The organism is Nocardia sp. NPDC049737 (assembly GCF_040674755.1).
Taxonomy (GTDB): domain Bacteria; phylum Actinomycetota; class Actinomycetes; order Mycobacteriales; family Mycobacteriaceae; genus Nocardia.
Map to the genome: position 1 here is coordinate 1 of NZ_JBFANH010000034.1, position 19,516 is coordinate 19,516.

Genomic DNA, 19,516 nt, shown 5'->3' on the forward strand with positions numbered 1-19,516 from the left:
GTCCGAGTCGTCGAAGCGCATGCGCCGCAGGCGCGAGTCTCGACGACTCGGACGCGAGACACCAGGGGGCCGCGAACACGCCGCGCCGAAGGCGCGGCCATCAGACACAGCTCAGGCGTGCCGCTGTACGAGGTCGCCCAGCCGCGGCAGGGCCTCGATGACGTTCTTCTTGGCCGAGGAACGCATGGAGGAGTAGACCTTCTGCAGCGCCGGGCGCGTGGAGGCCGCGGCGCGCGCGTCGGTCACCGAGAGCAGAGCCTCGGCGACCTCATCCGACTTGGCGACCAGCAGGTCGGCGAACTTGCCGGACCCGCTCGCCGTGTATTCCTGCCAGAACGGCTCCAGTTGCGCTACGAGCTTGGGGGCCAAGGACTCCAGCGCGTCCGGCACGATGGACGGGCTGATCTTCTTGACCGCCGCGTAGCCACCCTTGACGGCCAGGCCCGACGCACCACCCTTGTCCGACACCTCGGCATCCAGAACCTCCTTGGCATCGGCAAGGAAGGCCGTGCGCTTTGCGTCGTCGAGCAGGGATTCAGACAGTGCTGCAACCACTTTCAGGTTCCTCCGGGATCAATGTCGATGAACGAGCGCACGTCACTATACGCACTGGTGCGCGGAGTCACACGGTACTCATCCGCTAATGAGGCGCAGCCGGACGAAGTCCGCCCTCGCCTACGGCTGCCACGGCAGCAACTGGACCATCAGTCCTTCACAATCCGCGAGGAAATTGCCCTGCTCATCGACCAATTCGGCGGTGATGAAGGTTTTGCGCCCTTCGATGCGATCGACGCGACCCCGCACGGTCAGCGGCGTCTGCAACGGGGTGATCTTGCGGTAGTTCACGTGCAGATAGGCGGTGCGGCTGATCGGTCGCCCCGCGTAGTGCACGATCATGCCGAGCAGATCGTCGAACAGCAGCGGGAGCACGCCACCGTGTGCGGCGCCGTTGCCGCCGAGATGGAAGCGACGGAATTCACCGGTCATCACGATGCCGTCTGGTCCCGCTTCGACCACTTGCCACGGCAGCAGCAAAAGGCTGCCGCGCCCGGGCAATTCGACCGCGCGGCCCGCCGGGCCCTGGAGTTCGGGTGCGCGATGCGGCTCGAGCAGATCGATGAGTTCGCGGGTGCGGTCGAGCGCCTCGCCGTAGATCTCGTCGGGGGCGTCCACGCAGACGGCCAGATCCTGCAGCGTGCGCAGGGCCTCGACGAGCGGGCCGAAGTTGGCGCCGACTCGCGCGCGGGAGACCTTGGGGAAGCCGCCGTGGCTTTCGTACCGGGATTCGTCCACCGCGCTGTCGTCGATGCGCGGACCGGACCGCCCGCCGGCGCGCTCTGGAACTGCCGGACGCCCTCCCGTCGCCCGACCGCCGCCCCTCATCGAATCGCTCCGCGATGCTGAAGTCATGCTTGCACGGTATCGCGTTGTTATACACCGTCAAGTCGTACCGCCGAGTAATGGAATCGACACCATAGAAGTTCGCATGGAAGTCGCTGGCATCCGAAACATCGGTGGGGGCAATAATCACAGGGGTGACGTTCAATCCGAAGCTGTGGCGGCCCGTTCCGGGATTCGAGAACCTAACCGACATCACCTATCACCGGCATATCGAGCAGGGCACCGTCCGGGTGGCCTTCGATCGGCCGGAGGTTCGCAATGCGTTCCGCCCCCATACGGTCGATGAGCTCTACCGCGCGCTCGATCACGCCAGGATGACCCCGGACGTCGGCGCCGTGCTGATCACCGGCAACGGCCCCAGCCCCAAGGACGGCGGCTGGGCCTTCTGCTCGGGTGGTGACCAGCGCATTCGCGGCCGCAGCGGCTACCAGTACGCCGAGGGCGAGACCGCGGACACCGTCGACCAGGCGCGTGCGGGCCGCCTGCACATCCTCGAGGTGCAGCGGCTGATCCGGTTCATGCCGAAGGTGGTCATCGCGCTGGTCAACGGCTGGGCCGCGGGCGGCGGGCACAGTCTGCACGTGGTCTGCGATCTGACCCTGGCCAGCCGCGAGCACGCCAGGTTCAAGCAGACCGACGCCGATGTCGGCAGCTTCGACGGCGGTTACGGCAGCGCGTATCTGGCGAAAATGGTGGGCCAGAAATTCGCGCGGGAAATCTTCTTCCTCGGTCGTCCCTATACCGCCGAGGAAATGCATCAGATGGGCGCGGTGAACAAGGTCGTCGATCACGCCGAACTGGAAAACGTCGCGCTGGAGTGGAGCGCCGATATCAACGGCAAATCCCCACAGGCCCAGCGCATGTTGAAGTACGCGTTCAATCTGCTCGACGACGGTCTGGTGGGTCAGCAGCTCTTCGCGGGCGAGGCCACCCGGATGGCCTATATGACCGATGAGGCGATCGAGGGTCGCGACGCCTTCCTGGAAAAGCGCGAGCCGGACTGGACCCCCTACCCCTGGTACTTCTGATGGACATCCTCAGCAGCCGGGTCATTCTGCGGCCCGCCGACTACCAGGCGACCCTCGCGTTCTACCGCGACGGACTCGGATTGGCGATCGCACGCGAGTATCCGGGCGGCACGGTTTTCTTCGCTGGACAGTCGCTGATCGAGGTCGCCGCGCACGGCGGATCCGGCAAATCGACCACCTTCGAAGGTGCGCTCTGGCTGCAGGTTCGCGACATTTCGGACGCGGCGGCAGAGCTCGCGCTGAAGGGGATTCGCATCGAGCGGGAGCCGGTGCAGGAGCCGTGGGGACTGATCGAAATGTGGGTGCGCGATCCGGACGGGGTGCCGATCGTTTTGGTCGAAGTTCCCGCCGAGCATCCGATCCGACGTGATTCGCGCTGGTCACCGGACTGATCACGACGGCAACGGTGGCACGGGCGGGGCGGCTCGAGTTGCCAATGCCGACACCGACGAGGACGATAACCCACACATGGCCGCTCGACCGCCGACGTCCGGGCGACCACCGCTGAGTACCGTCCTCCGAGTGAATCGCAGTCTCGATGTCCGGCGTACCTGCCTTCTCCTCCCCTGACGCGGCCGAACCTCCAGCGCGCCGCCCCAGCAAACCGACCCCTGCCGCGTGCGGTCACGTTGACATGACACGATCAGACTCGTGAGGGAGCGCAGCGAGCGAACCATGAACACAGCGCGCCTGCGCACGACGGCGCCGAGCACCAGCGAGGTGCGGTCGCGCATGACGGGGGCGAAATCCATGAGCGAGCCCAGCGAGCGAATCAACAGCGCAGCGCCTTCGGGCATGACCGTGCCGAGCGCTAGCGAGGCGCGGGCATGAGCCGCACCCTGCGGACGCTGCCGATGCCGACCGGATCGGGACTGGGCGATGTCATGCCGCATCTGCGAGAAGTGTTGGAGGGCAACGGCCCCGCGTGGTTGCCGATACCGACCAGCGACCGTCGGGAGGCCCGGCGACTGAGCGACGCACTCACACCCGGCGAACTGATCGATGACGAGGTCGCGCTGGTGGTGACCACCTCCGGCACCACCGGCGTGCCGAAGGGCGCCATGCTCAGTTCAGCCGCGCTGCGGGCCAGCGGGACCGCGACACACGATCGACTCGGTGGTCCCGGCACCTGGCTGCTCGCCCTGCCGACCCATCACATCGCGGGCATTCAGGTACTGCTGCGCAGCATTCTGGCCGGTACCGAACCCAGTGTGCTGGACGTTTCCGGTGGCTTCCTACCCGAGGCGCTGGCCGGCGCGATTTCCGGTATGCGCGGTGAACGCCGCTACACCGCGTTGGTACCGACCCAGCTCATCAAGTCGCTGGAGGCGCCCACCGCCGCGGCGGCACTTGCCCAGTTGGACGGCGTGCTGGTCGGCGGCGCGGCCACCCCTGCACCGGTCTACGAGCGCGCGAAAGCCGCCGGTATCAACGTCGTTCGCACCTACGGCATGAGCGAAACCTGCGGCGGCTGTGTGTACGACGGAGTTCCGCTGGAGGGCACCGAGATTCGCATCGAGGACGGCCGCGTGCTGCTCGGCGGCGCGATGATCGCCAAAGGCTATCGCGGCCATCCGGACCATCCGGCGTTCGCCGAACCCGGCTGGTTCCGCACCGAAGACGCGGGCACTTATGAGAACGGCGTGCTCAGCATCACCGGACGTCTCGACGAGGCGATCATGACCGGTGGACTGCTCGTCGTCCCGCAGGTCGTCGAGGCCGTGCTGATCACCCATCCCGGCATCAGCGAATGCGTGGTGCTCGGCCTACCAGACGATCGGCTCGGCCAGCGGGTCGCGGTCGCGGTGGTTCCCGCCCCCGGCGCCAGCCCGACTCTCGAGGAACTGCGCGATCACGTCGTGCGCGAACTCGATTCCATCGCCGCACCGCGCGAGCTGGCAATCCTCGACGAGCTCCCGCTGCGCGGACCGGGCAAGCCGGACCGAGCCAGGCTCCGTGAGCATCTCCTCGCGGAATCGGCGCACTGAGGCCGGGGCCCGCGGCCGAATCCGTAGCGACCGCTGCTGTCGACGATCGACATCAACGGCTCGAGTCGGGCACCGTACAAGGCTGACGAGCGCGGAAACGCCCAACAGACTCGCAGCCGCGCGACGCACACGGCCAGGATGGCCCGCGTGCGGCCGGTACCTCGTCCGAGCAGGCTCGCGATAGGTCCTCGATGTTGTTGGGGCGCGCGAACATGCAAGCGGGTGCAAGAGTGCGGTGACACCGCGGTGCAAGGACAGTGCAAGACACGGGCCGCAAAGTCTTGGGCATGACTTCTTACACACCCACTTCAGCGCTCGCCGTCGAGGCGGACAGCCTGGTCAAGGTGTTCGGGGAACAGCGCGCCGTCGACGGTGTGAGCCTGGCGGTTCCGCAGGGCTCGGTCTACGGCGTGCTCGGACCGAACGGCGCGGGCAAGACCACGACCATCCGCATGTTGGCCACCCTGCTGCGCCCTGACGGCGGCAGCGCCCGCATCTTCGGCCGTGACGTCGTCGCGGAACCGACGGCCGTCCGGTCCCTGGTCGGCGTCACCGGGCAGTACGCCTCGGTCGACGAGGATCTCAGCGCCACCGAAAATCTGATCATCTTCTCCCGCCTGCTCGGCCTCAGCCGCGTCGATGCCAGGCGCAAGTCGGTCGAACTGCTGGAGGAGTTCGACCTCACCGAGGCGGCGAATAAGCCGCTGAAGAACTTCTCCGGCGGCATGCGACGCCGTCTCGATCTGGCCGCCAGCCTGATCGCGACACCACCGCTGCTGTTCCTGGACGAGCCGACCACCGGACTCGATCCGCGCACCCGCGCCCAGATGTGGGAGACCATCCGCCGCTTGGTCCGGGAGGGCGCGACGGTGTTGCTCACCACGCAATACCTGGACGAGGCCGATCAGCTCGCCGACCGGATCGCCGTCATCGACCACGGCAAGGTGATCGCCGATGGCACCGCCGACGAACTCAAATCCTCGGTCGGCGGCTCTTCACTGCATCTGACGCTGGTCGACCGGGCCCAGCTCGAGGAAGCCCGCCGGGTTGTCGGTGACTTCCTCGGCGTCGACGCCCAGATCACGCCGGAGGCCGGACGGCTCACCGCGCCGCTCGCGGACGCGGGCATGACCGCCGACCTGCTGATCCGCCTGCGCGAGTGGGAGATCGAGATCGACGAGATCACCGTCACCAAACCCAGCCTCGACGAGGTCTTCCTCACCATCACCGGCCACCCGGCCGACGACAACGATTCGGAACGGAGCGCGGCATGACGACCATCACCGCCGAAAGCACCACCGCGCGGCATGCGGCAGCGACCTCGATTCCCGAGGTCAGCAATAAGATCAGCCTGCAACAGACCATGTCGACCTCGCTCACCATGGCCTATCGGGGCATCTTGAAAATCAAGCACAATCCCGAGCAACTGTTCGATGTGACGATTCAGCCGATCCTGTTCACCGCGCTGTTCGCCTACATCTTCGGCGGGGCGATCGGCGGGAGCGTTTCGAACTATCTGCCGGTCCTGATTCCCGGCATTCTGGTGCAGACCGTGATCCTGACCTCGGTCGTCACCGGCACCCAGTTGCGCGAGGATATGGACAAGGGCGTCTTCGACCGGTTCAAATCCCTGCCCATCGCCCGCATTTCGGTGCTGGCGGGTGCGTTGATCGCCGATATGGTGCGCTACGCGCTGGCGACGACGCTGACCATCGTGGTCGGCCTGGCCATCGGCTACCGGCCCGAGGGCGGTGTCGCCGGTGTCGTGGTGGCCGGTCTGGTCATCGTGGTCTGCTCGTTCGCGGTGAGCTGGATCTGGGCGCTGGTCGGTGTCACCGGTAAGAGTGCCGCAGGCGTGCAGGGCATTTCGATGATGGTGATGTTCCCGCTGACCTTCATGTCCGGCGCGTTCGCTCAGGTGAGCACCATGCCGGGATGGATGCAGGGGCTCAATCACGTGAATCCCGTGTACTACATGGTGAACGCGGCCCGAGCGCTGATGAACGGCAATGTCTACGGCAGCGATCTGGCCTGGTCGCTGATCGGCTCGGTGATCGTGATCGCGATCTTCGCACCGCTGAGCATCAAGGCGTACATGCGCCGAGCATGATTCCCGGAAGTCGCGGTGGGTGAGTCACCCACCGCGATTTTCGTTGTCGCACGACAGTTCCTGTAGGAGGTCGAGGATCCTGGCCGCCGCTTGCCGCCGACGCATGCCGGCGGCCCGGGTCAGTGCTTCGTCGAAGCGCCCGTCCCCCACCGTTGTTCGGTGCAGTGCCGCGTGATGTCGCAATTGGGCCGACGGATTGTCCTGTCGCGCCGTCACCTTGGTGGCCAGCGAAAGCAACTCCAAGCCGATCTTCGAATCGCGTCCGACCGCGAGATAAAATGTTCCGACCGCGTTGCCGACCGCACCGATCTGTGGCAGGTCGTAGAACTGCCCGAGTCGGCCCGTCGCGAGGCGAATCAGCGTGCGCGCGATATCGTCGGCCTCCGCCGCCCGCCCGTGCAGCACGTATGCGTCCACGGCGCCGCTCGCGGTCATCAGGATGCCCGGGCCGGGCATCGGTTCGTCATCGGGCCAGCCGTACAGGTCCAGTGCCCGCCGATAATGGCGCAGCCCGGCGTCGGTATCGCCCTCGGCAAGTTCGAGTTCCGCCATTCCGATGACAACCGGCGCCAGGCGGTGGTTGCGTCGGATGTGCGGATCGTCGATCGCGGTACCGTGCGCCGGATCACCATCTGCGGCGCCGAGCGCGAAGCCCAATTCCCGCCGCGCCTCGTCGAGCCGACCCGCGCCGATCAACGACACCGCGAGATAGCTGCGCATCTCCACGGCTTCCTCGTGTGCGCGCAACTCCCGCAACAGTTCCGCGGCCCGGCGGTAGTACACCACCGCATCGGCATAGTGTGCGGTCTGTCCGGCGAGCTGCCCGAGATGCTGGGTGACCATGGCCGTCCCCCAGACATCGCTTCCCTCGATCAGCTGCAGGGCGGCTTTCGCGTCCCGGGTGGAACCGTAGACATGGCCGGAGTTTTCCCGGACATTCGCGCGCATGAACACCGCTGCGGCGCGCACCAGCGGGTCCGGCGACCGGGCGCCGTCCGCGAACAGCCTCGGCGAATCCGAGCCCGAGATATCCCCGCAGGCCATGACGCCGAGAAAACGCGCTCCACTATTGAGATCTATTGCAGTGCTGAGCAATCGACGGATCCGTGCCCGCGTGGTCGCCACCTGACGCAGACCGCTGTTCAGGTACAACATGTGCATACCGATCTGCAAGTGCGCGAGCATCTGCAGATCCGCGACCGTACCGCGCACCGGACCGGGTTCAGGTGCCAGGGGGAGAATCCGGCGCGCCCAACTGCTCAGCTCCATGTGCGCGCCGCGCATTACCCATAGCGTGCCGGCGATCGGGAACACTCGGTACACCGTGCGGGCGTCCCTGCGCTCCAACGCATATCGCAGCACCGTGACAAGGTTGTCGAGCTCCGCACCGGCCGAGAGCACCGTGGCCACCTGCTCGTCGGAGAGATAACGGTGCACCGTGGCGATCGAATAGTCACGGGCCCAGCGCGACATGCGATCCATCACCACCGGACGCTCGTCGACCGCATCCGAAATGCCTGCCGCAGCATCGGACCCGGTCAGTGCGAGCTGTTCCTCACCGAATTCGCGCACCGTTTCCAGCATTCGGTAGCGGGTTCCGATCAGGCCCTCGTCGTCGTCCAGGACGGTGAGCAGCGATTGGCTGACCAGTCCGTCCACGGCCGTGGTCACATCGTCGACATCCGGGCCACCCGCCACCACTTCGGCTGCATCGAGGGTGAATCCGGCCGGAAAGCGGCACAGCCTGCGCAAGGCGATCTGTTGCGGCGCTTCGAGCAGATTCCAGCTCCACGCGATGACGGCGTGCAAGGTGCGGTGCCGTTCCGGCGAGGAGCGATCTCCGCTGCGCAGCAAGGCGAATCGGTGTTCCAGGCGGGTCTCGATTTCCTCGACGCTCATGGTCCGCACACGGGCGGCCGCGAGTTCGATGGCCAGCGGCAGGCCGTCCAGCGTGCCGCACAGCCGGGCCACCACTTCGGGATCCAGGCGCACGGTCGGCCGCACCGCACGCGCTCTGGCCATGAACAGGTCGGTGGCCGGTGATCCGGCCGCGTCGATTGCCAAGGGCGCCAGCGGATAGACCGTTTCCGCGGTGATCGCCAGTGGTGCTCGGCTTGTGGTAAGGACACTGAGCTGGTCGCAGCTGCCGACCAGATCGGCGACCACTTCGGCGACCGCGTCGATCAGATGCTCACAGTTATCCAATATCAACAGCGTCGGACGGGCCGCGAGCGCATCTCGCAATCGCCGACCGGCATCGCTGTAGCCGGTGGAGCGCCGCCATGCCGTCTCCCGGACGATCTCGCCGAGGCCGAGGGTCGTGCTGATCGCGGCTTCGATATCGGCGCGTGGGTCGGCGTCGGCGGCCGTATCGGCCCGTACCGACGCCAGCTCCACCAGCACCACGGATTCGCTGCGCGCGACCCGAGCACCCAATTCGTTGGCCACCCTGGTCTTTCCGGTGCCGCCGGGGCCGAGGACGGTCGTCACTCGGGAGCGGTGCAGCAGTTGCTCGAGTGCGTCCAGATCGGCGGCACGTCCGAGCAGCGCATTGGGGGCCGCGCGCAGTCCGATCGCGGCGAGGGTACTCGGCGGTGCGGCAACGGCCGAATCGGAGACTCGTCCAATCGAATCCAGTGACACCGAGTCCCGCCCGGCGGAATACCGCGCGACCGAATCACCTACCGCGACCGATATCGTCGGATCACCCGATGTGGCCGAATTCGTAGCGGGCGTCGGCTTCGGCACGGCCCCACCATGATCGGCCCGCGATGCGAATCCGGGCACCGGATCACCGCGCAGGATCGCGGTATTGAGTTCCACCAGCACCGGGCCCGGATCCGCGCCGAGTTCTTCGACCAGCCGCCCGCGCATCGATGCGAAGACATCGAGGGCTTCGTTCGGCCGCCCGGCCGCGGCGAGCAGCCGCATCAAGGTGGCGTGCGCGGCCTCGTCGAGTGGCTTTGCGACCGCGGTGCGGCGGGTGATGGCCACCGCGCCGTCGAGATCACCGGTGGCGACCCGGGCGGCGACCTCGATCGCCTCCAGTTCGGACCACCGGCGCGCGGCCGCTGTGCGCAGTTCGTCGGCGAGGTCGCCCGCGGGTAAGTCGGCACCGGGCTCGCCGCGCCAGAGCGATCTGGCCTGGGGCAGCACCTCGAGACATCCGGCGTGGTCACCGTCGGCTTGTTTGACGCGGGCCGCGTGCACCAAGTCGTCCACGAGGGTCAAATCGACCTGATCGGCGGTCAGCCTCAGGCGGTAGCCCGCCGGGCCGATCTCCAGGGCCGCATCCGGTAGCGCCGAGCGCAGCCGCGACACCTGGGTGTGCAGCGCGTTCATCGGCGCGCGCGGCGGCTGCTCACCCCACACCTCATCGATCAGCGCCTGGGCGCTGCGGCTGCGGCCGGGACGCAGGGCCAGCGCGGCGAGCAGCAGTCGCGACCGTGCGCCGGGGAGCGCTGCGAGCGTGCCGTCTCGGCGTAGCGCGATTTCGCCCAGCAGGGCCACTACGACCGATTCGCCTGCGGGCGTCGTCAGGGTTTGACTTCGGCCGTTCGGGCCGCTCTGATCGGGAAACATTCCGTGGTTATCGTATGCGAGCCCCGGCGCGAGCGACGGGCCCGGAGGCGGTAGCGCAACGGCAAGAACAGTCGGCCGCCAGGCCGTCCGTCGAGGGTGGCGGTGGGAGACGGGCGGGCCCATGAAGGGACCCGGGAGTGCCGAAATCGAATACTGTCTGCCAGGCTGACATGGTTTTTCGCCCCTGTTCGGACCGGTAAGGCGCTTACGCTGTGCGCATGGCTGAGTTCGAAATCGTTCGGCAGGCTGTGATCACGGCCGAGCCCGCGCGCATTCATGGGCTGATCGATAACTTCCACGAGTGGACCAAGTGGTCGCCGTGGGAGGACGTCGATCCGCAACTGCAGCGGAAGTACTCCGGGCCGGACGCTGGAGTCGGCGCCCAGTACGCCTGGGACGGCAACCGCAAGGCCGGTCGCGGCAGCATGGAGATCACCTCCAGCGACGACCGGGAAATAGATATCCGGCTGGCCTTCGAGAAGCCGTTCAAGGCCACCAACAAGACGACCTTCGAGCTGAACCCGGTCTCGGCCCTCGAAGGAGGAGAACCCCGCACCGAGGTGGTCTGGCGGATGAGAGGCCAGCACAAGGGCCTGATGGGCGTGATCGGAAAGGTGTTCCCGATCGACAATATGATCGGCAAGGACTTCGAGAAGGGCCTCGACCGACTGAAGACCGCCGCCGAAGCCAACTGAACCGCCCGAGCGGACCGAACCGCGGCCGCGCATTAGGCTGCGAATATGGCTACTGCAGCGCAATGGATCGAGGGCGCACGGCCCCGTACCCTGCCGAACGCGATCGCCCCTGTTCTTGCCGGAACCGGCGCCGCCGCCTCCATCGAAGGCGCGGTGTGGTGGAAAGCCGTTCTCGCGCTGCTGGTTTCGCTGGCCCTGATCATCGGGGTGAATTACGCCAACGACTATTCCGACGGTATCCGCGGAACAGATGACGTGCGGGTCGGTCCGCTGCGGCTGGTCGGGCAGAAGCTCGCCTCGCCCGCCGCGGTCAAGAATGCCGCGATCATCAGCCTGGCCATCGGCGCGATCTTCGGGCTGGTGCTGGTCATCGCGACGGCGTGGTGGTTGCTGCTGGTCGGCGCGGCATGCCTGGCCGGTGCCTGGTTCTACACCGGCGGCAGCAAGCCGTATGGCTACAGCGGGTTCGGTGAGTTGGCGGTCTTCGTCTTCTTCGGTCTGATCGGTGTGCTCGGTACCGAATTCGTCCAGGCCGAGCGGATCGAATGGGCGGGCCTGGTGCTCGCGATCGGCGTCGGGGCATTCTCCAGCGCGGTGCTGGTCGCCAATAATCTGCGTGACATTCCGACCGATACCGAATCCGGGAAAGTCACCCTCGCGGTCAAACTCGGCGATCCGCGGACTCGCACGCTGCACTTGGCGCTGCTCGCGGTGCCGTTCATCGCGACGCTGCTGTTGGTCGTCCGCACGCCGTGGGCACTGGTCGGACTGGTCGCCGTGCCGCTGGCAGTGCGCGCCAACGCACCGGTGCGCTCCGGTAAGGGCGGGCTGGAATTGATTCCGGCGCTGCGCGATTCGGGGTTGGCGCTGTTGGTGTGGTCGGCGGTTAGCGCGTTGGCGCTGGGTATCGTGGGTTAGGGACCGCGAAGCGCGGCACCCGGTTGGCGCCGGCGGAGCCGAGCATGCACTTTCCGGCCGAATTCGGCGATTTCCGCCTAGTTCGCGCAAAGAATGCACGCTCGGACCCATTCCGCCTTCGAGCGAGCCGTGAGCGCGCCAGGAAGCTACTAGTCGTCGCCGTCCGGAACCAGGACGCCGAGGATCCAGTTGACCACCGCGACAATGATGCCGCCCCACACCGCTGCCCAGAAGCCGTCGATACGTAGGCCGTAGTCGGTGGTCTCGGTGATCTTCGCGGTGAGCCACAACATCAGCGCGTTGATCACCAGCAGAAACAGGCCGAGGGTGACGATGACCAGCGGTAGCGATAGAAGTTTCACGATCGGCTTGACCAGGGCATTCACCACGGTGAAGACCACGGCGACGGCCAGGATGACAATGACTTTGCCGCCATTGCCCTTGTCCTCGGGACTCCAAATCTCGATCTTGTCGACCCAGGCTGCCGCCAGCCAGATGGCAACGGCGTTGATAATCAAGCGAATCAGAAGCTGCATGGCTTGATGCTAGGCCCGACCGGCGGGCATGTGCTGCCCCAAAGCGCGAATGGGGTGGCGCGCACATGCCCGACCTCTCACGCCGCACGGTCGAGCAGCGCGTGCACCTTCGGTCGGAGGGCGTCGATCACCTTCGGACCGCCCAGGATGCGGGTTGTGGTCGCATTGGGCGCGCGCAGAATGCCTAGCAGCAGATGCCCGGATTCGATGGACCTGTCCTTGCGGGCCAAGGCTTCGCGCAGTCCCAACTCCAATACCTTCTTGGCGTCCCTGGTAAACGGAATGTGCCCCCAGTTCCGATCGCGGCCGCGGCCGAATCGGGACCGCTCCTCGGGCACTGCCCGTTCCAGCGCATCCTCGCCGAAGGTGGCCTCCAAACTCTCGCGCACCGCATCCAGATCGATGCCGATCGAGCGCAGCGCCTCGGCGTCCTCCGCACCGAGCGGCTGGCCTTTGGCCTGTTGGCCGAGGCTTTCCAGCACGTCTCGGTGGGTGAGCCCGGCCGCCTCCTCGAGCAGTGTCTTCAATTCCGGCTCGCCCTGTGACAACAGACCGAGTAGCACATGCTCCACCTCGATCCTGGGTGCGCGCAGTTCGCGCGCGTCTTCCTGGGCGATAACGATCACCGTCCGCGCCGACCTGCTGAACCGTTCGAACATCAGCGGTTCCCGCCTCTCCGGTTGTATTTCTGGTGGACCGCCTGCTTACTGACCTCGAGCGCCTCCGCGATCGCCTGCCAGGACCAGCCCTGTTCGCGGGCATTGGTCACCTGAATCGCTTCGAGCCGTTCGAGCAGCCGACGCAGTGCGAGCACCGCGCGCAGCCCGACCTTGGGGTCGGGACTGCCTGCGGCGGCCGCCAGTGTGGTCGCTTCAGTCATGTCGTCAATTTTGATTGACGAACTCCGGAGTTGTCAACGAAAATTGACGATGTTCGCCGAAAGAAAACCCCGGCACTGCGGCCGGGGTTGCGGTATCGCTTGCTAGCCGGACCAGATTCCGGTCGCGGCGAACTTGTCCAGGATCGCGGCGGGTTCGGTGAGGTTCATGTCCTGCGCCTGGACCCATGCGTCATCGAAATATGTTCCGGCATAACGATCTCCGCCGTCACAGAGCAGGGTGACCACACTGCCCGAACGACCGGCGGAGATCATTTCGGCGATGAGTGCGAACGCACCCCACAGATTGGTTCCGGTGGAACCGCCTACGCGGCGGCCGATTACCCGACTCGCGAGCCGGGCAGTGGCGACCGATGCGGCATCGGGCACCTCGATCATCCGATCCACCACCTGACCGATGAACGACGGCTCGACCCGCGGGCGGCCGATTCCCTCTATGCGCGAGGGCATTCCGGTCTGATAACCGGCGTCAGCGGTTTCGTAGCCGCCGTAGAACGCGGAGTTCTCCGGGTCGACCACGGCCAGTTTCGACGGGTAGCGGTGATAGCGAATGTAGCGACCGATGGTGGCGCTGGTGCCGCCGGTACCCGCACCGACCACGATCCAGTCCGGCACCGGATGCGCCTCCAATTCCATTTGCTGGAAGATGGATTCGGCGATGTTGTTATTGCCGCGCCAGTCGGTGGCGCGCTCGGCATGGGTGAACTGATCCATGAAGTGGCCACCGCATTCAGCGGCAAGACGCGCGGCCTCGGTGTACATATCCGGTGGTCGCTGTACGAAATGACAACGGCCGCCTTGGGCTTCGATCAACTCGATCTTCTGCGGCGAGGTGCTCGCGGGCATCACCGCGACGAAATCCAGGCCGAGCAATTTGGCGAAATACGCCTCGCTGACCGCGGTCGAACCGGAGGACGCCTCGACCACCGTGGTGCCCTCGGTGACCCAGCCGTTGCAGATCGCGTACAGGAACAGCGACCGCGCCAGCCGGTGCTTGAGGCTGCCGGTGATGTGGGTCGACTCGTCCTTCAGATACAGCTGGACGCGCCATGAGGCGGGCAGCGGGTACCGGATCAGGTGGGTGTCGGCGCTGCGCTGCGTATCGGCCTCGATGAGCCGCACGGCATTGTCGACCCAGGCGCGTGGCGCACTGCGATCGCAGTACTTCACGAGTCCGTCCCGGGCGGGTCGTCGTCACCCCGAAGCCGGGCGCGCAGCTGCGCCTTATCCTGGCGGCGCTTCGCATCGACGACCGCGATGTCCTCGTTGACCCGTGCGCGCAACTTCTTGAACAGCGTCAGCGACAGCGGCATCGCGATGATCAACGCGAACAGGGCGGCGACCACCAGTGGGATCTCCACCGAGACGAGCCTGGCGACGCCGACGATCGCGGCGGTGATGACCACGACCAGACCGAGCCTGGCAAGCGTGTACAGCGCCAGGTTGCGGGCCAGCCGCGCGCTGATGCCAGTGGTTTGCTGTTCGGGTTCACCCTTCGGTGGAGTTGCCTCACTCACGCCGTCCAGCCTATGCGAAGCTATGGCCCACCCTCGGCGCTACCTGCCGTCGAGGCCAGGGCGCGTATCCGTTTTGTCTATTACTTCCCCTTTACCAACTGTAGGTGGTTCGAGTACCTAGGGGTTGCAGTGCAACGATGGCGCCATCTGATGAGGGAACTGTCGAGAACGGAGAGGTTTGCTATGACTGCGATCACCGTCGGCGGCCAGGACACCCTGCTGACACCGGGCCAAGTGGCCGCCATGTTCCACGTCGATCCGAAGACCGTCACCCGCTGGGCGCACGCCGGGCGCCTGGGATCGCTGCGCACACCGGGTGGGCACCGTCGGTTCCGCGAATCCGAAGTACTCCAGCTGCTCGAGTCGCTGACCACCGAGGCCACCGCGCGCTGATCATGGTCCGCGGGCCCGTAGCTGTGAGTTCGATATCCCTGTCTAGGGGCCCGCACCCACCAATTTCGTGTCTGCGGTGTTCGAAGGCTACGCACGCGACTACCCTCGTTAGCAGGAGGTGAGCGACGTGACGTACCTGTTGGCACTCATCGCAGTTGTGGCAGTCGCGGTGTTGTGCTGGAAGGCGTTCGGCCCCGAGAAGACAGCCGGACCGCCCACGCGTTCGCCGCAGCGCAAGCGCATCATGGGGCCCGATGACGACCCCGAATTCCTCTGGCGCATTTCGCGCCAGCATCGTGATGGTGACGGGTCTGCCGAGCGCTGAGTAGGGTACGCCCGGTTCGCCGGGCGTTTCCGGCAGGCAGACGCGAATCCTTCAGTCGCGCAACGCATATTGCCCGCGCGGTTTGTTTTTCTGCGCCAATGCTGAATCGCGCCCATGCGCCGCAAATCGGTTTCTACCGTTTCGCAACCAGCCACCAGCGGGCTGGTATCGCAAATGATCACTCACGACCACCGCGGTCGCGCCAACGCACTTCCTGGCACCTGGACGCGAAGTCGGGTTCGGCCTCGACAGCCCACGCGAATGAGAGATGCCTCCGAGGCTCGGGTGTTTTTTCTCGATCCGCGGCCGACCGACGCGGCCGGCAACCAAGCGAAGTACGACCGGCCGCAGATCCTCCTCGGTCAATAGGCCGCGAGGTCGCCGAAACTCGAGTCAGCGAAGGCCGCCGTCGTATTCCTCAGCGTGCCGTTCGACTGCTCAAACGATCACGGCTCGCCGTTGATGACGGCCATCAGGGCGTCCATGAACGACTGCCCGCCCATGATGTAGCCGCCGGCGATCGCGCCGATTACGGCGCCGATCGGGCCGGTGATGATGCTGAAGAAGAAGACGCCGACGATGGCGCCGATGACGAGGCCGAGGACGCCGCCGAGGACCACGCCGACGATGTTCTTGTTGATTTCGTCGGTCAGGCGGGCCATGGAATTGACCGGCTGCATCTCGCCGATGTTCTTGGCGGTCAATTTCGGCGTGAGAGCGAGGGTTCGGCCGTTATCGGAGATCGCCTGGTCGACCGCGACCTTGGTGCCGGAGAGCTCGTAGGTCAAGGGGACTTCCGTCACCACAGCGCCGGCATCGGACTTCAGCAGGACCTTGGTGCCGTTGTCGGCGAGTTCGAACTTGCCGCTGTCGACCTCGGTGGTGAGGACGCGGTCCCGGTGCCCATCCGAGATTTCGGAAGCCACCGTGTGGTAACCGATTCCCTGCTCGACGCCGGAGGCCGACACCTCTTTGGCAACTTCCGCTGGCTTCGCATTCGCGGTTCCCGCTGCGATTCCCACGGCGGCGATGGACACGAGGGTGACGGCGAACGTGCCGAACTTCATCAAGGTTTCCTTCTGACAAGCACCGGCCCCGGTAGCCGGTTGACGCGTCTAGCGCCACGTAGCTTGTTGCCCCGCACGGCATTTGGGAACCCCTGACAGCCATCGTTATTCGATTGTTACTCCGACATCCGACCTATGATCATTTCACACAAGTATCCTTTTTATCCTCAAAAATGGGTGACTCGACGCGCACGCATCTGATGGTGTAGGCATGACGTGATCTCTCACCATTGCAACTTTCAACTTCGTATCTCGGCGCGCGAGTTCGAACAGCCCTGGAGGACGTCACAGGTGTCGCGTCAACGTGTCCGTGCGGGTCTCACCTTGACGGTCTTCATAGCTGTAACCGCGCTGGCCGCGGCCGTAGTGGCCGTGGCGGCGATGTCGCTGAGCAACGACAAGTCCACCGCGAGCAGCCCGTCGCCCGCAGCTCAGAACGACCTCGCGCCGACCACCTCGCCGGAACCGTTCCCCGAGCTACCGCTGACCACTCCCGAGGCCCCGCCGACCACCTCCGCCATCCGCAGCACCTTCGACAAGATCGCGGGCGGCCTGAAGATCGACGTCGGTGACTGCATCGAGATCGGCGGCAGCGGCGACAACCCGACGCTCGGCAAGTCCGCCTGCGGCAGCGCGACCTCCAACTACAAGGTCATCGACAAGGCGGCCGAAAACGCCGCTTGCCCCACCGACGCCGACCGCGCCCTCAACGACACCCTGCGCGGCGTCAACCGCGCCGCCCTCTGCCTGGACATCGACTGGGTAATCGGCGGCTGCATGGACCCGAACAAAGACAACCCGAAGCGCCTCGAGTGCAACACCAAAGGCGTCCCCAACGCCGTCCGCGTCATGGACATCAAACAAAACACCACAAACGTGAACGTCTGCTCCTCCAGCGACCGCGGAATCGTGTACCAACAACGCCAATTCGTAGTCTGCGTCCACCGCTTGTAGCTATCGCCGGGCGCACGACAACACCGGAAGCCCCTGCACCCCACGGATTCCCGATTTCTTGCCGCTCCCGGCGGTTACCTCCCGACCGCGAGCCGGGGATGCTCGAGTAACGCGCGCGCCAAGCCCCTTACACTCGACCACCACGAAGCCATCGTCTACATCGCCATGATCGCCGTCATGTCACGCCGGCCCGCCCACACCTGACACAGTTCTCAGACGCTGACTCAAACAGAAAAGTTAGCTTCTAAATGTTCTCGTGCGGCCGAATCGTCTGGTAGCCAGCGGTAAGCTGTTGTTGACGCGTTCCGCGGTACCGAATGACGTCTCGGGTTCGGTCGATGCTGTAGCTGCCAGCCTGACGTCCCTATCGGGAATGCATCATGTACGTCACCAAGTAGCGAATCGCGTGTCGCAAAGTCGATTCGGCACGTATCGCACTCGCAGCCCCAGTCCGGGTAGCTCGGCAGCGCGGCCCACTACGCGGACATCATAAAGCTCGTTGTAAGGAAGCAAAATGTCTAGCAAAATCGTCAAAACCCTAGCCGCGACTGTTATGGCCGCGCCCCTGCTCGTCCTCGCGGCGCCCGCAGCCACTGCCGATTCGACCGCGGCGCCTCCATCGTCCACCATAGCTCCGGTCGACGGATCATTCGGATCAGCGACGTGGTGTATCCCCCTCGGCAGTGCCGTCTGGTGCTTCTGAGTGAGGGTCTGAGAACTCCGGTATTGGCTGTGTGACGCTCGAGATTTGAGCGAACTCCTGGTAGAGCAGTGATTGCTGAGATCAATTGCTGTACCAGGGGGTTCATTCGTCATCATCGCGTATTGCCGTGCGTTCGTCGCGCCCGACTGGTAGATCGCATGGGCGATGCTGCCCTCAGAGTTTCGCGAGCGCCTCCGGCAATCCTGCGATATCCCGTGTATGACTCCGTGCTGGCGCGTGTCCGTCACGGAAGTGCAGTTGCCACGCTGCGGCACTACGTCCATCTATAGCCCGATGCCGATCAGTCGACGCGTACCGCTGTCGGTGGCGTACTCCGAGCTCGGCTCGAAGCTACTCCCGTACCGGCGTGCCGAGTGTGAAATTACCGGTACGGAAGTACCGGAATGACACGCATTTCCGCTGGTAAAGTCCTTAATTAAGCCCTGCGTACGAATGCAACCCACTGATCACGATGTTGATGATGAAAAGGTTGAACAGCATCGCGACGAAACCCGCGATATTGATGTACGCGGCCTTGGTGTCGCGCCAACCTGATGTGGCGCGGGCGTGGAGGTAGGCGGCGTACAACACCCAGGCTATGAAGGAGCAGGTTTCCTTGGGGTCCCAGCCCCAGAAGCGGCCCCAGGCGGCTTCGGCCCAGATGGCGCCGAGGATTACGCCGGCGCCGAAGAGGGGGAAGCCGATGATGGTGGTTTTGTAGGCGAGGCGGTCGAGGGTGCGGGCGTCGGGGAGGCGGCGGGCGATGGTGCCCAGGATGTTGTCGGATTCGGCGCCTTCGGGCTGACGCAGGCGATAGAGGAACAGCAGGCTGGCGATGCCGGAGACCAGGAAGACGCCGCTGCCGATGCTGACGATGGTGACATGCACGGGCAGCCAGAACGACTTCAGTGCGGGCACAACGGGTGCCGCGTCGGCGTAGAGCACAGTGCCGGCCAGGAACAGCAGGATCAGGATCGGGACGAGCAGGAATACCCACATCGAGCGGTAACGCTGTTCGCGCAGGAACACCATGCCGACCACGGCGGCCGCAGCGGTCGCCATGGTGACGAATTCGTACATATTGCCGAGCGGGAAGCGGTGGGTCGCGAAGCCGCGCAACACGATCGAGGTCACATGCAGGGCGATCGCGACGAACAGTACCGAGAACGCCATATTGCCAGCGCGTTCGGCGAACGGCTTGGCTTGCGGCGTCTCGACCCGGCCGGGTCCGGCGGGACGATCGGAGCCGCCGCCCGCGGTCACCAGTTCACGCGCGACGACCTTCTGCGTGCGCGCCGCCGCGTACTGCACGATCAGTAGCACCAGCACCAGCGCGTACACGACGATCGCCGATTTGAAGGCGAGATCGCTGTACTGGGCGATGGTCTCGTCGATCGGCAT

The 19,516-nt window shown here is 65.5% G+C and carries 20 protein-coding genes; 10 read left to right on the forward strand and 10 right to left on the reverse strand.

Translation table 11 applies throughout. The annotated features are described in order from the left end of the window. Positions 1 to 111: 111 nt before the first annotated feature. Together AB0J47_RS34700 and AB0J47_RS34705 are read right to left on the reverse strand one after the other, a co-directional pair. A complete protein-coding gene (locus AB0J47_RS34700) occupies positions 112 to 555 on the reverse strand; it encodes a hypothetical protein (RefSeq protein WP_364356128.1) in 444 nt (147 codons plus the stop codon). 120 nt (positions 556 to 675) lie between these two features. Further along, a complete protein-coding gene (locus AB0J47_RS34705) occupies positions 676 to 1,410 on the reverse strand; it encodes a PaaI family thioesterase (RefSeq protein WP_364356131.1) in 735 nt (244 codons plus the stop codon). Positions 1,411 to 1,535: 125 nt separating this feature from the next. Here AB0J47_RS34705 and AB0J47_RS34710 point away from each other — a divergent pair, with 125 nt between their 5' ends. From AB0J47_RS34710 to AB0J47_RS34730, 5 genes are all read left to right on the forward strand, one after another. Next, entirely contained in the window at positions 1,536 to 2,429 is an 894-nt protein-coding gene (locus AB0J47_RS34710) for a 1,4-dihydroxy-2-naphthoyl-CoA synthase (RefSeq protein ID WP_364356134.1), read from the forward strand. Next, positions 2,429 to 2,821 carry a VOC family protein gene (locus AB0J47_RS34715; RefSeq protein ID WP_364356137.1) on the forward strand — a complete coding sequence of 131 codons (393 nt, stop codon included), beginning with the start codon at positions 2,429 to 2,431 and terminating at the stop codon, positions 2,819 to 2,821. The genes AB0J47_RS34710 and AB0J47_RS34715 overlap by 1 nt, the downstream gene beginning before the upstream one ends. 435 nt (positions 2,822 to 3,256) lie before the next feature. Then, the gene (gene menE, locus AB0J47_RS34720) at positions 3,257 to 4,417 is read left to right on the forward strand and encodes an o-succinylbenzoate--CoA ligase (RefSeq protein WP_364356140.1); all 1,161 of its coding nucleotides are present in this window, start codon (positions 3,257 to 3,259) and stop codon (positions 4,415 to 4,417) included. 287 nt (positions 4,418 to 4,704) lie between these two features. Beyond that, on the forward strand, positions 4,705 to 5,691 hold the full coding sequence (locus AB0J47_RS34725; RefSeq protein WP_364356143.1) for an ATP-binding cassette domain-containing protein: 987 nt from the start codon (positions 4,705 to 4,707) through the stop codon (positions 5,689 to 5,691). Next, positions 5,688 to 6,527 (forward strand): ABC transporter permease, encoded by an 840-nt coding sequence (locus AB0J47_RS34730; RefSeq protein ID WP_364356146.1) that lies wholly within the window; start codon positions 5,688 to 5,690, stop codon positions 6,525 to 6,527. The genes AB0J47_RS34725 and AB0J47_RS34730 overlap by 4 nt, the downstream gene beginning before the upstream one ends. Positions 6,528 to 6,551: 24 nt before the next feature. On the opposite strand, the gene AB0J47_RS34735 is transcribed toward AB0J47_RS34730, so the two are convergent. Further along, the gene (locus tag AB0J47_RS34735; RefSeq protein ID WP_364356149.1) at positions 6,552 to 10,109 is read right to left on the reverse strand and encodes a BTAD domain-containing putative transcriptional regulator; all 3,558 of its coding nucleotides are present in this window, start codon (positions 10,107 to 10,109) and stop codon (positions 6,552 to 6,554) included. Positions 10,110 to 10,327: 218 nt separating this feature from the next. Between AB0J47_RS34735 and AB0J47_RS34740 the strand changes: the two genes are divergently transcribed. After that, a complete protein-coding gene (locus tag AB0J47_RS34740) occupies positions 10,328 to 10,804 on the forward strand; it encodes an SRPBCC family protein (RefSeq protein WP_364356152.1) in 477 nt (158 codons plus the stop codon). 45 nt (positions 10,805 to 10,849) lie between these two features. Next, positions 10,850 to 11,722 carry a 1,4-dihydroxy-2-naphthoate polyprenyltransferase gene (locus tag AB0J47_RS34745; protein WP_364356155.1) on the forward strand — a complete coding sequence of 291 codons (873 nt, stop codon included), beginning with the start codon at positions 10,850 to 10,852 and terminating at the stop codon, positions 11,720 to 11,722. Between the two features lie 149 nt (positions 11,723 to 11,871). On the opposite strand, the gene AB0J47_RS34750 is transcribed toward AB0J47_RS34745, so the two are convergent. The 5 genes from AB0J47_RS34750 to AB0J47_RS34770 form a co-directional block, all read right to left on the reverse strand. After that, the gene (locus AB0J47_RS34750; protein ID WP_040696159.1) at positions 11,872 to 12,258 is read right to left on the reverse strand and encodes a phage holin family protein; all 387 of its coding nucleotides are present in this window, start codon (positions 12,256 to 12,258) and stop codon (positions 11,872 to 11,874) included. A 77-nt stretch (positions 12,259 to 12,335) separates the two neighbouring features. Next, on the reverse strand, positions 12,336 to 12,917 hold the full coding sequence (locus tag AB0J47_RS34755) for a Clp protease N-terminal domain-containing protein (protein WP_364356159.1): 582 nt from the start codon (positions 12,915 to 12,917) through the stop codon (positions 12,336 to 12,338). Continuing rightward, the gene (locus AB0J47_RS34760; RefSeq protein WP_040696163.1) at positions 12,917 to 13,138 is read right to left on the reverse strand and encodes a hypothetical protein; all 222 of its coding nucleotides are present in this window, start codon (positions 13,136 to 13,138) and stop codon (positions 12,917 to 12,919) included. Before AB0J47_RS34760 ends, AB0J47_RS34755 begins: the two co-directional genes overlap by 1 nt. Positions 13,139 to 13,240: 102 nt before the next feature. Next, positions 13,241 to 14,326 carry a PLP-dependent cysteine synthase family protein gene (locus tag AB0J47_RS34765; protein WP_364356163.1) on the reverse strand — a complete coding sequence of 362 codons (1,086 nt, stop codon included), beginning with the start codon at positions 14,324 to 14,326 and terminating at the stop codon, positions 13,241 to 13,243. Beyond that, complete coding sequence (locus AB0J47_RS34770) at positions 14,323 to 14,673, reverse strand: DUF4229 domain-containing protein (RefSeq protein WP_364356166.1); 351 nt, start codon at positions 14,671 to 14,673, stop codon at positions 14,323 to 14,325. The genes AB0J47_RS34765 and AB0J47_RS34770 overlap by 4 nt, the downstream gene beginning before the upstream one ends. A 183-nt stretch (positions 14,674 to 14,856) precedes the next feature. On the opposite strand from AB0J47_RS34770, the gene AB0J47_RS34775 reads away from it, so the two are divergent. Both AB0J47_RS34775 and AB0J47_RS34780 read left to right on the forward strand, forming a co-directional pair. Then, the gene (locus AB0J47_RS34775; RefSeq protein WP_364356169.1) at positions 14,857 to 15,066 is read left to right on the forward strand and encodes a BldC family transcriptional regulator; all 210 of its coding nucleotides are present in this window, start codon (positions 14,857 to 14,859) and stop codon (positions 15,064 to 15,066) included. Between the two features lie 127 nt (positions 15,067 to 15,193). Further along, the gene (locus tag AB0J47_RS34780) at positions 15,194 to 15,391 is read left to right on the forward strand and encodes a hypothetical protein (protein WP_040696246.1); all 198 of its coding nucleotides are present in this window, start codon (positions 15,194 to 15,196) and stop codon (positions 15,389 to 15,391) included. Positions 15,392 to 15,837: 446 nt separating this feature from the next. Here the strand turns inward: AB0J47_RS34780 and AB0J47_RS34785 are convergent, their stop codons facing one another. Then, positions 15,838 to 16,458 carry a hypothetical protein gene (locus tag AB0J47_RS34785; RefSeq protein ID WP_364356173.1) on the reverse strand — a complete coding sequence of 207 codons (621 nt, stop codon included), beginning with the start codon at positions 16,456 to 16,458 and terminating at the stop codon, positions 15,838 to 15,840. Between the two features lie 372 nt (positions 16,459 to 16,830). On the opposite strand from AB0J47_RS34785, the gene AB0J47_RS34790 reads away from it, so the two are divergent. Continuing rightward, entirely contained in the window at positions 16,831 to 17,412 is a 582-nt protein-coding gene (locus AB0J47_RS34790) for a hypothetical protein (RefSeq protein WP_364356176.1), read from the forward strand. A 1,135-nt stretch (positions 17,413 to 18,547) separates the two neighbouring features. On the opposite strand, the gene ccsB is transcribed toward AB0J47_RS34790, so the two are convergent. Further along, positions 18,548 to 19,516 carry a c-type cytochrome biogenesis protein CcsB gene (gene ccsB / locus AB0J47_RS34795; RefSeq protein WP_364356179.1) on the reverse strand — a complete coding sequence of 323 codons (969 nt, stop codon included), beginning with the start codon at positions 19,514 to 19,516 and terminating at the stop codon, positions 18,548 to 18,550.

Bases quoted from the DNA above. Each gene is read 5' to 3' on its own strand.
- AB0J47_RS34705 (WP_364356131.1), bottom strand. From the start codon at position 1,410: ATGACTTCAGCATCGCGGAGCGATTCGATGAGGGGCGGCGGTCGGGCG.
- AB0J47_RS34715 (WP_364356137.1), top strand. From the start codon at position 2,429: ATGGACATCCTCAGCAGCCGGGTCATTCTGCGGCCCGCCGACTACCAG.
- menE (WP_364356140.1), top strand. From the start codon at position 3,257: ATGAGCCGCACCCTGCGGACGCTGCCGATGCCGACCGGATCGGGACTG.
- AB0J47_RS34725 (WP_364356143.1), top strand. From the start codon at position 4,705: ATGACTTCTTACACACCCACTTCAGCGCTCGCCGTCGAGGCGGACAGC.
- AB0J47_RS34730 (WP_364356146.1), top strand. From the start codon at position 5,688: ATGACGACCATCACCGCCGAAAGCACCACCGCGCGGCATGCGGCAGCG.
- AB0J47_RS34735 (WP_364356149.1), bottom strand. From the start codon at position 10,109: ATGTTTCCCGATCAGAGCGGCCCGAACGGCCGAAGTCAAACCCTGACG.
- AB0J47_RS34740 (WP_364356152.1), top strand. From the start codon at position 10,328: ATGGCTGAGTTCGAAATCGTTCGGCAGGCTGTGATCACGGCCGAGCCC.
- AB0J47_RS34745 (WP_364356155.1), top strand. From the start codon at position 10,850: ATGGCTACTGCAGCGCAATGGATCGAGGGCGCACGGCCCCGTACCCTG.
- AB0J47_RS34750 (WP_040696159.1), bottom strand. From the start codon at position 12,258: ATGCAGCTTCTGATTCGCTTGATTATCAACGCCGTTGCCATCTGGCTG.
- AB0J47_RS34755 (WP_364356159.1), bottom strand. From the start codon at position 12,917: ATGTTCGAACGGTTCAGCAGGTCGGCGCGGACGGTGATCGTTATCGCC.
- AB0J47_RS34760 (WP_040696163.1), bottom strand. From the start codon at position 13,138: ATGACTGAAGCGACCACACTGGCGGCCGCCGCAGGCAGTCCCGACCCC.
- AB0J47_RS34775 (WP_364356169.1), top strand. From the start codon at position 14,857: ATGACTGCGATCACCGTCGGCGGCCAGGACACCCTGCTGACACCGGGC.
- AB0J47_RS34785 (WP_364356173.1), bottom strand. From the start codon at position 16,458: ATGAAGTTCGGCACGTTCGCCGTCACCCTCGTGTCCATCGCCGCCGTG.
- ccsB (WP_364356179.1), bottom strand. From the start codon at position 19,516: ATGCCGATCGACGAGACCATCGCCCAGTACAGCGATCTCGCCTTCAAA.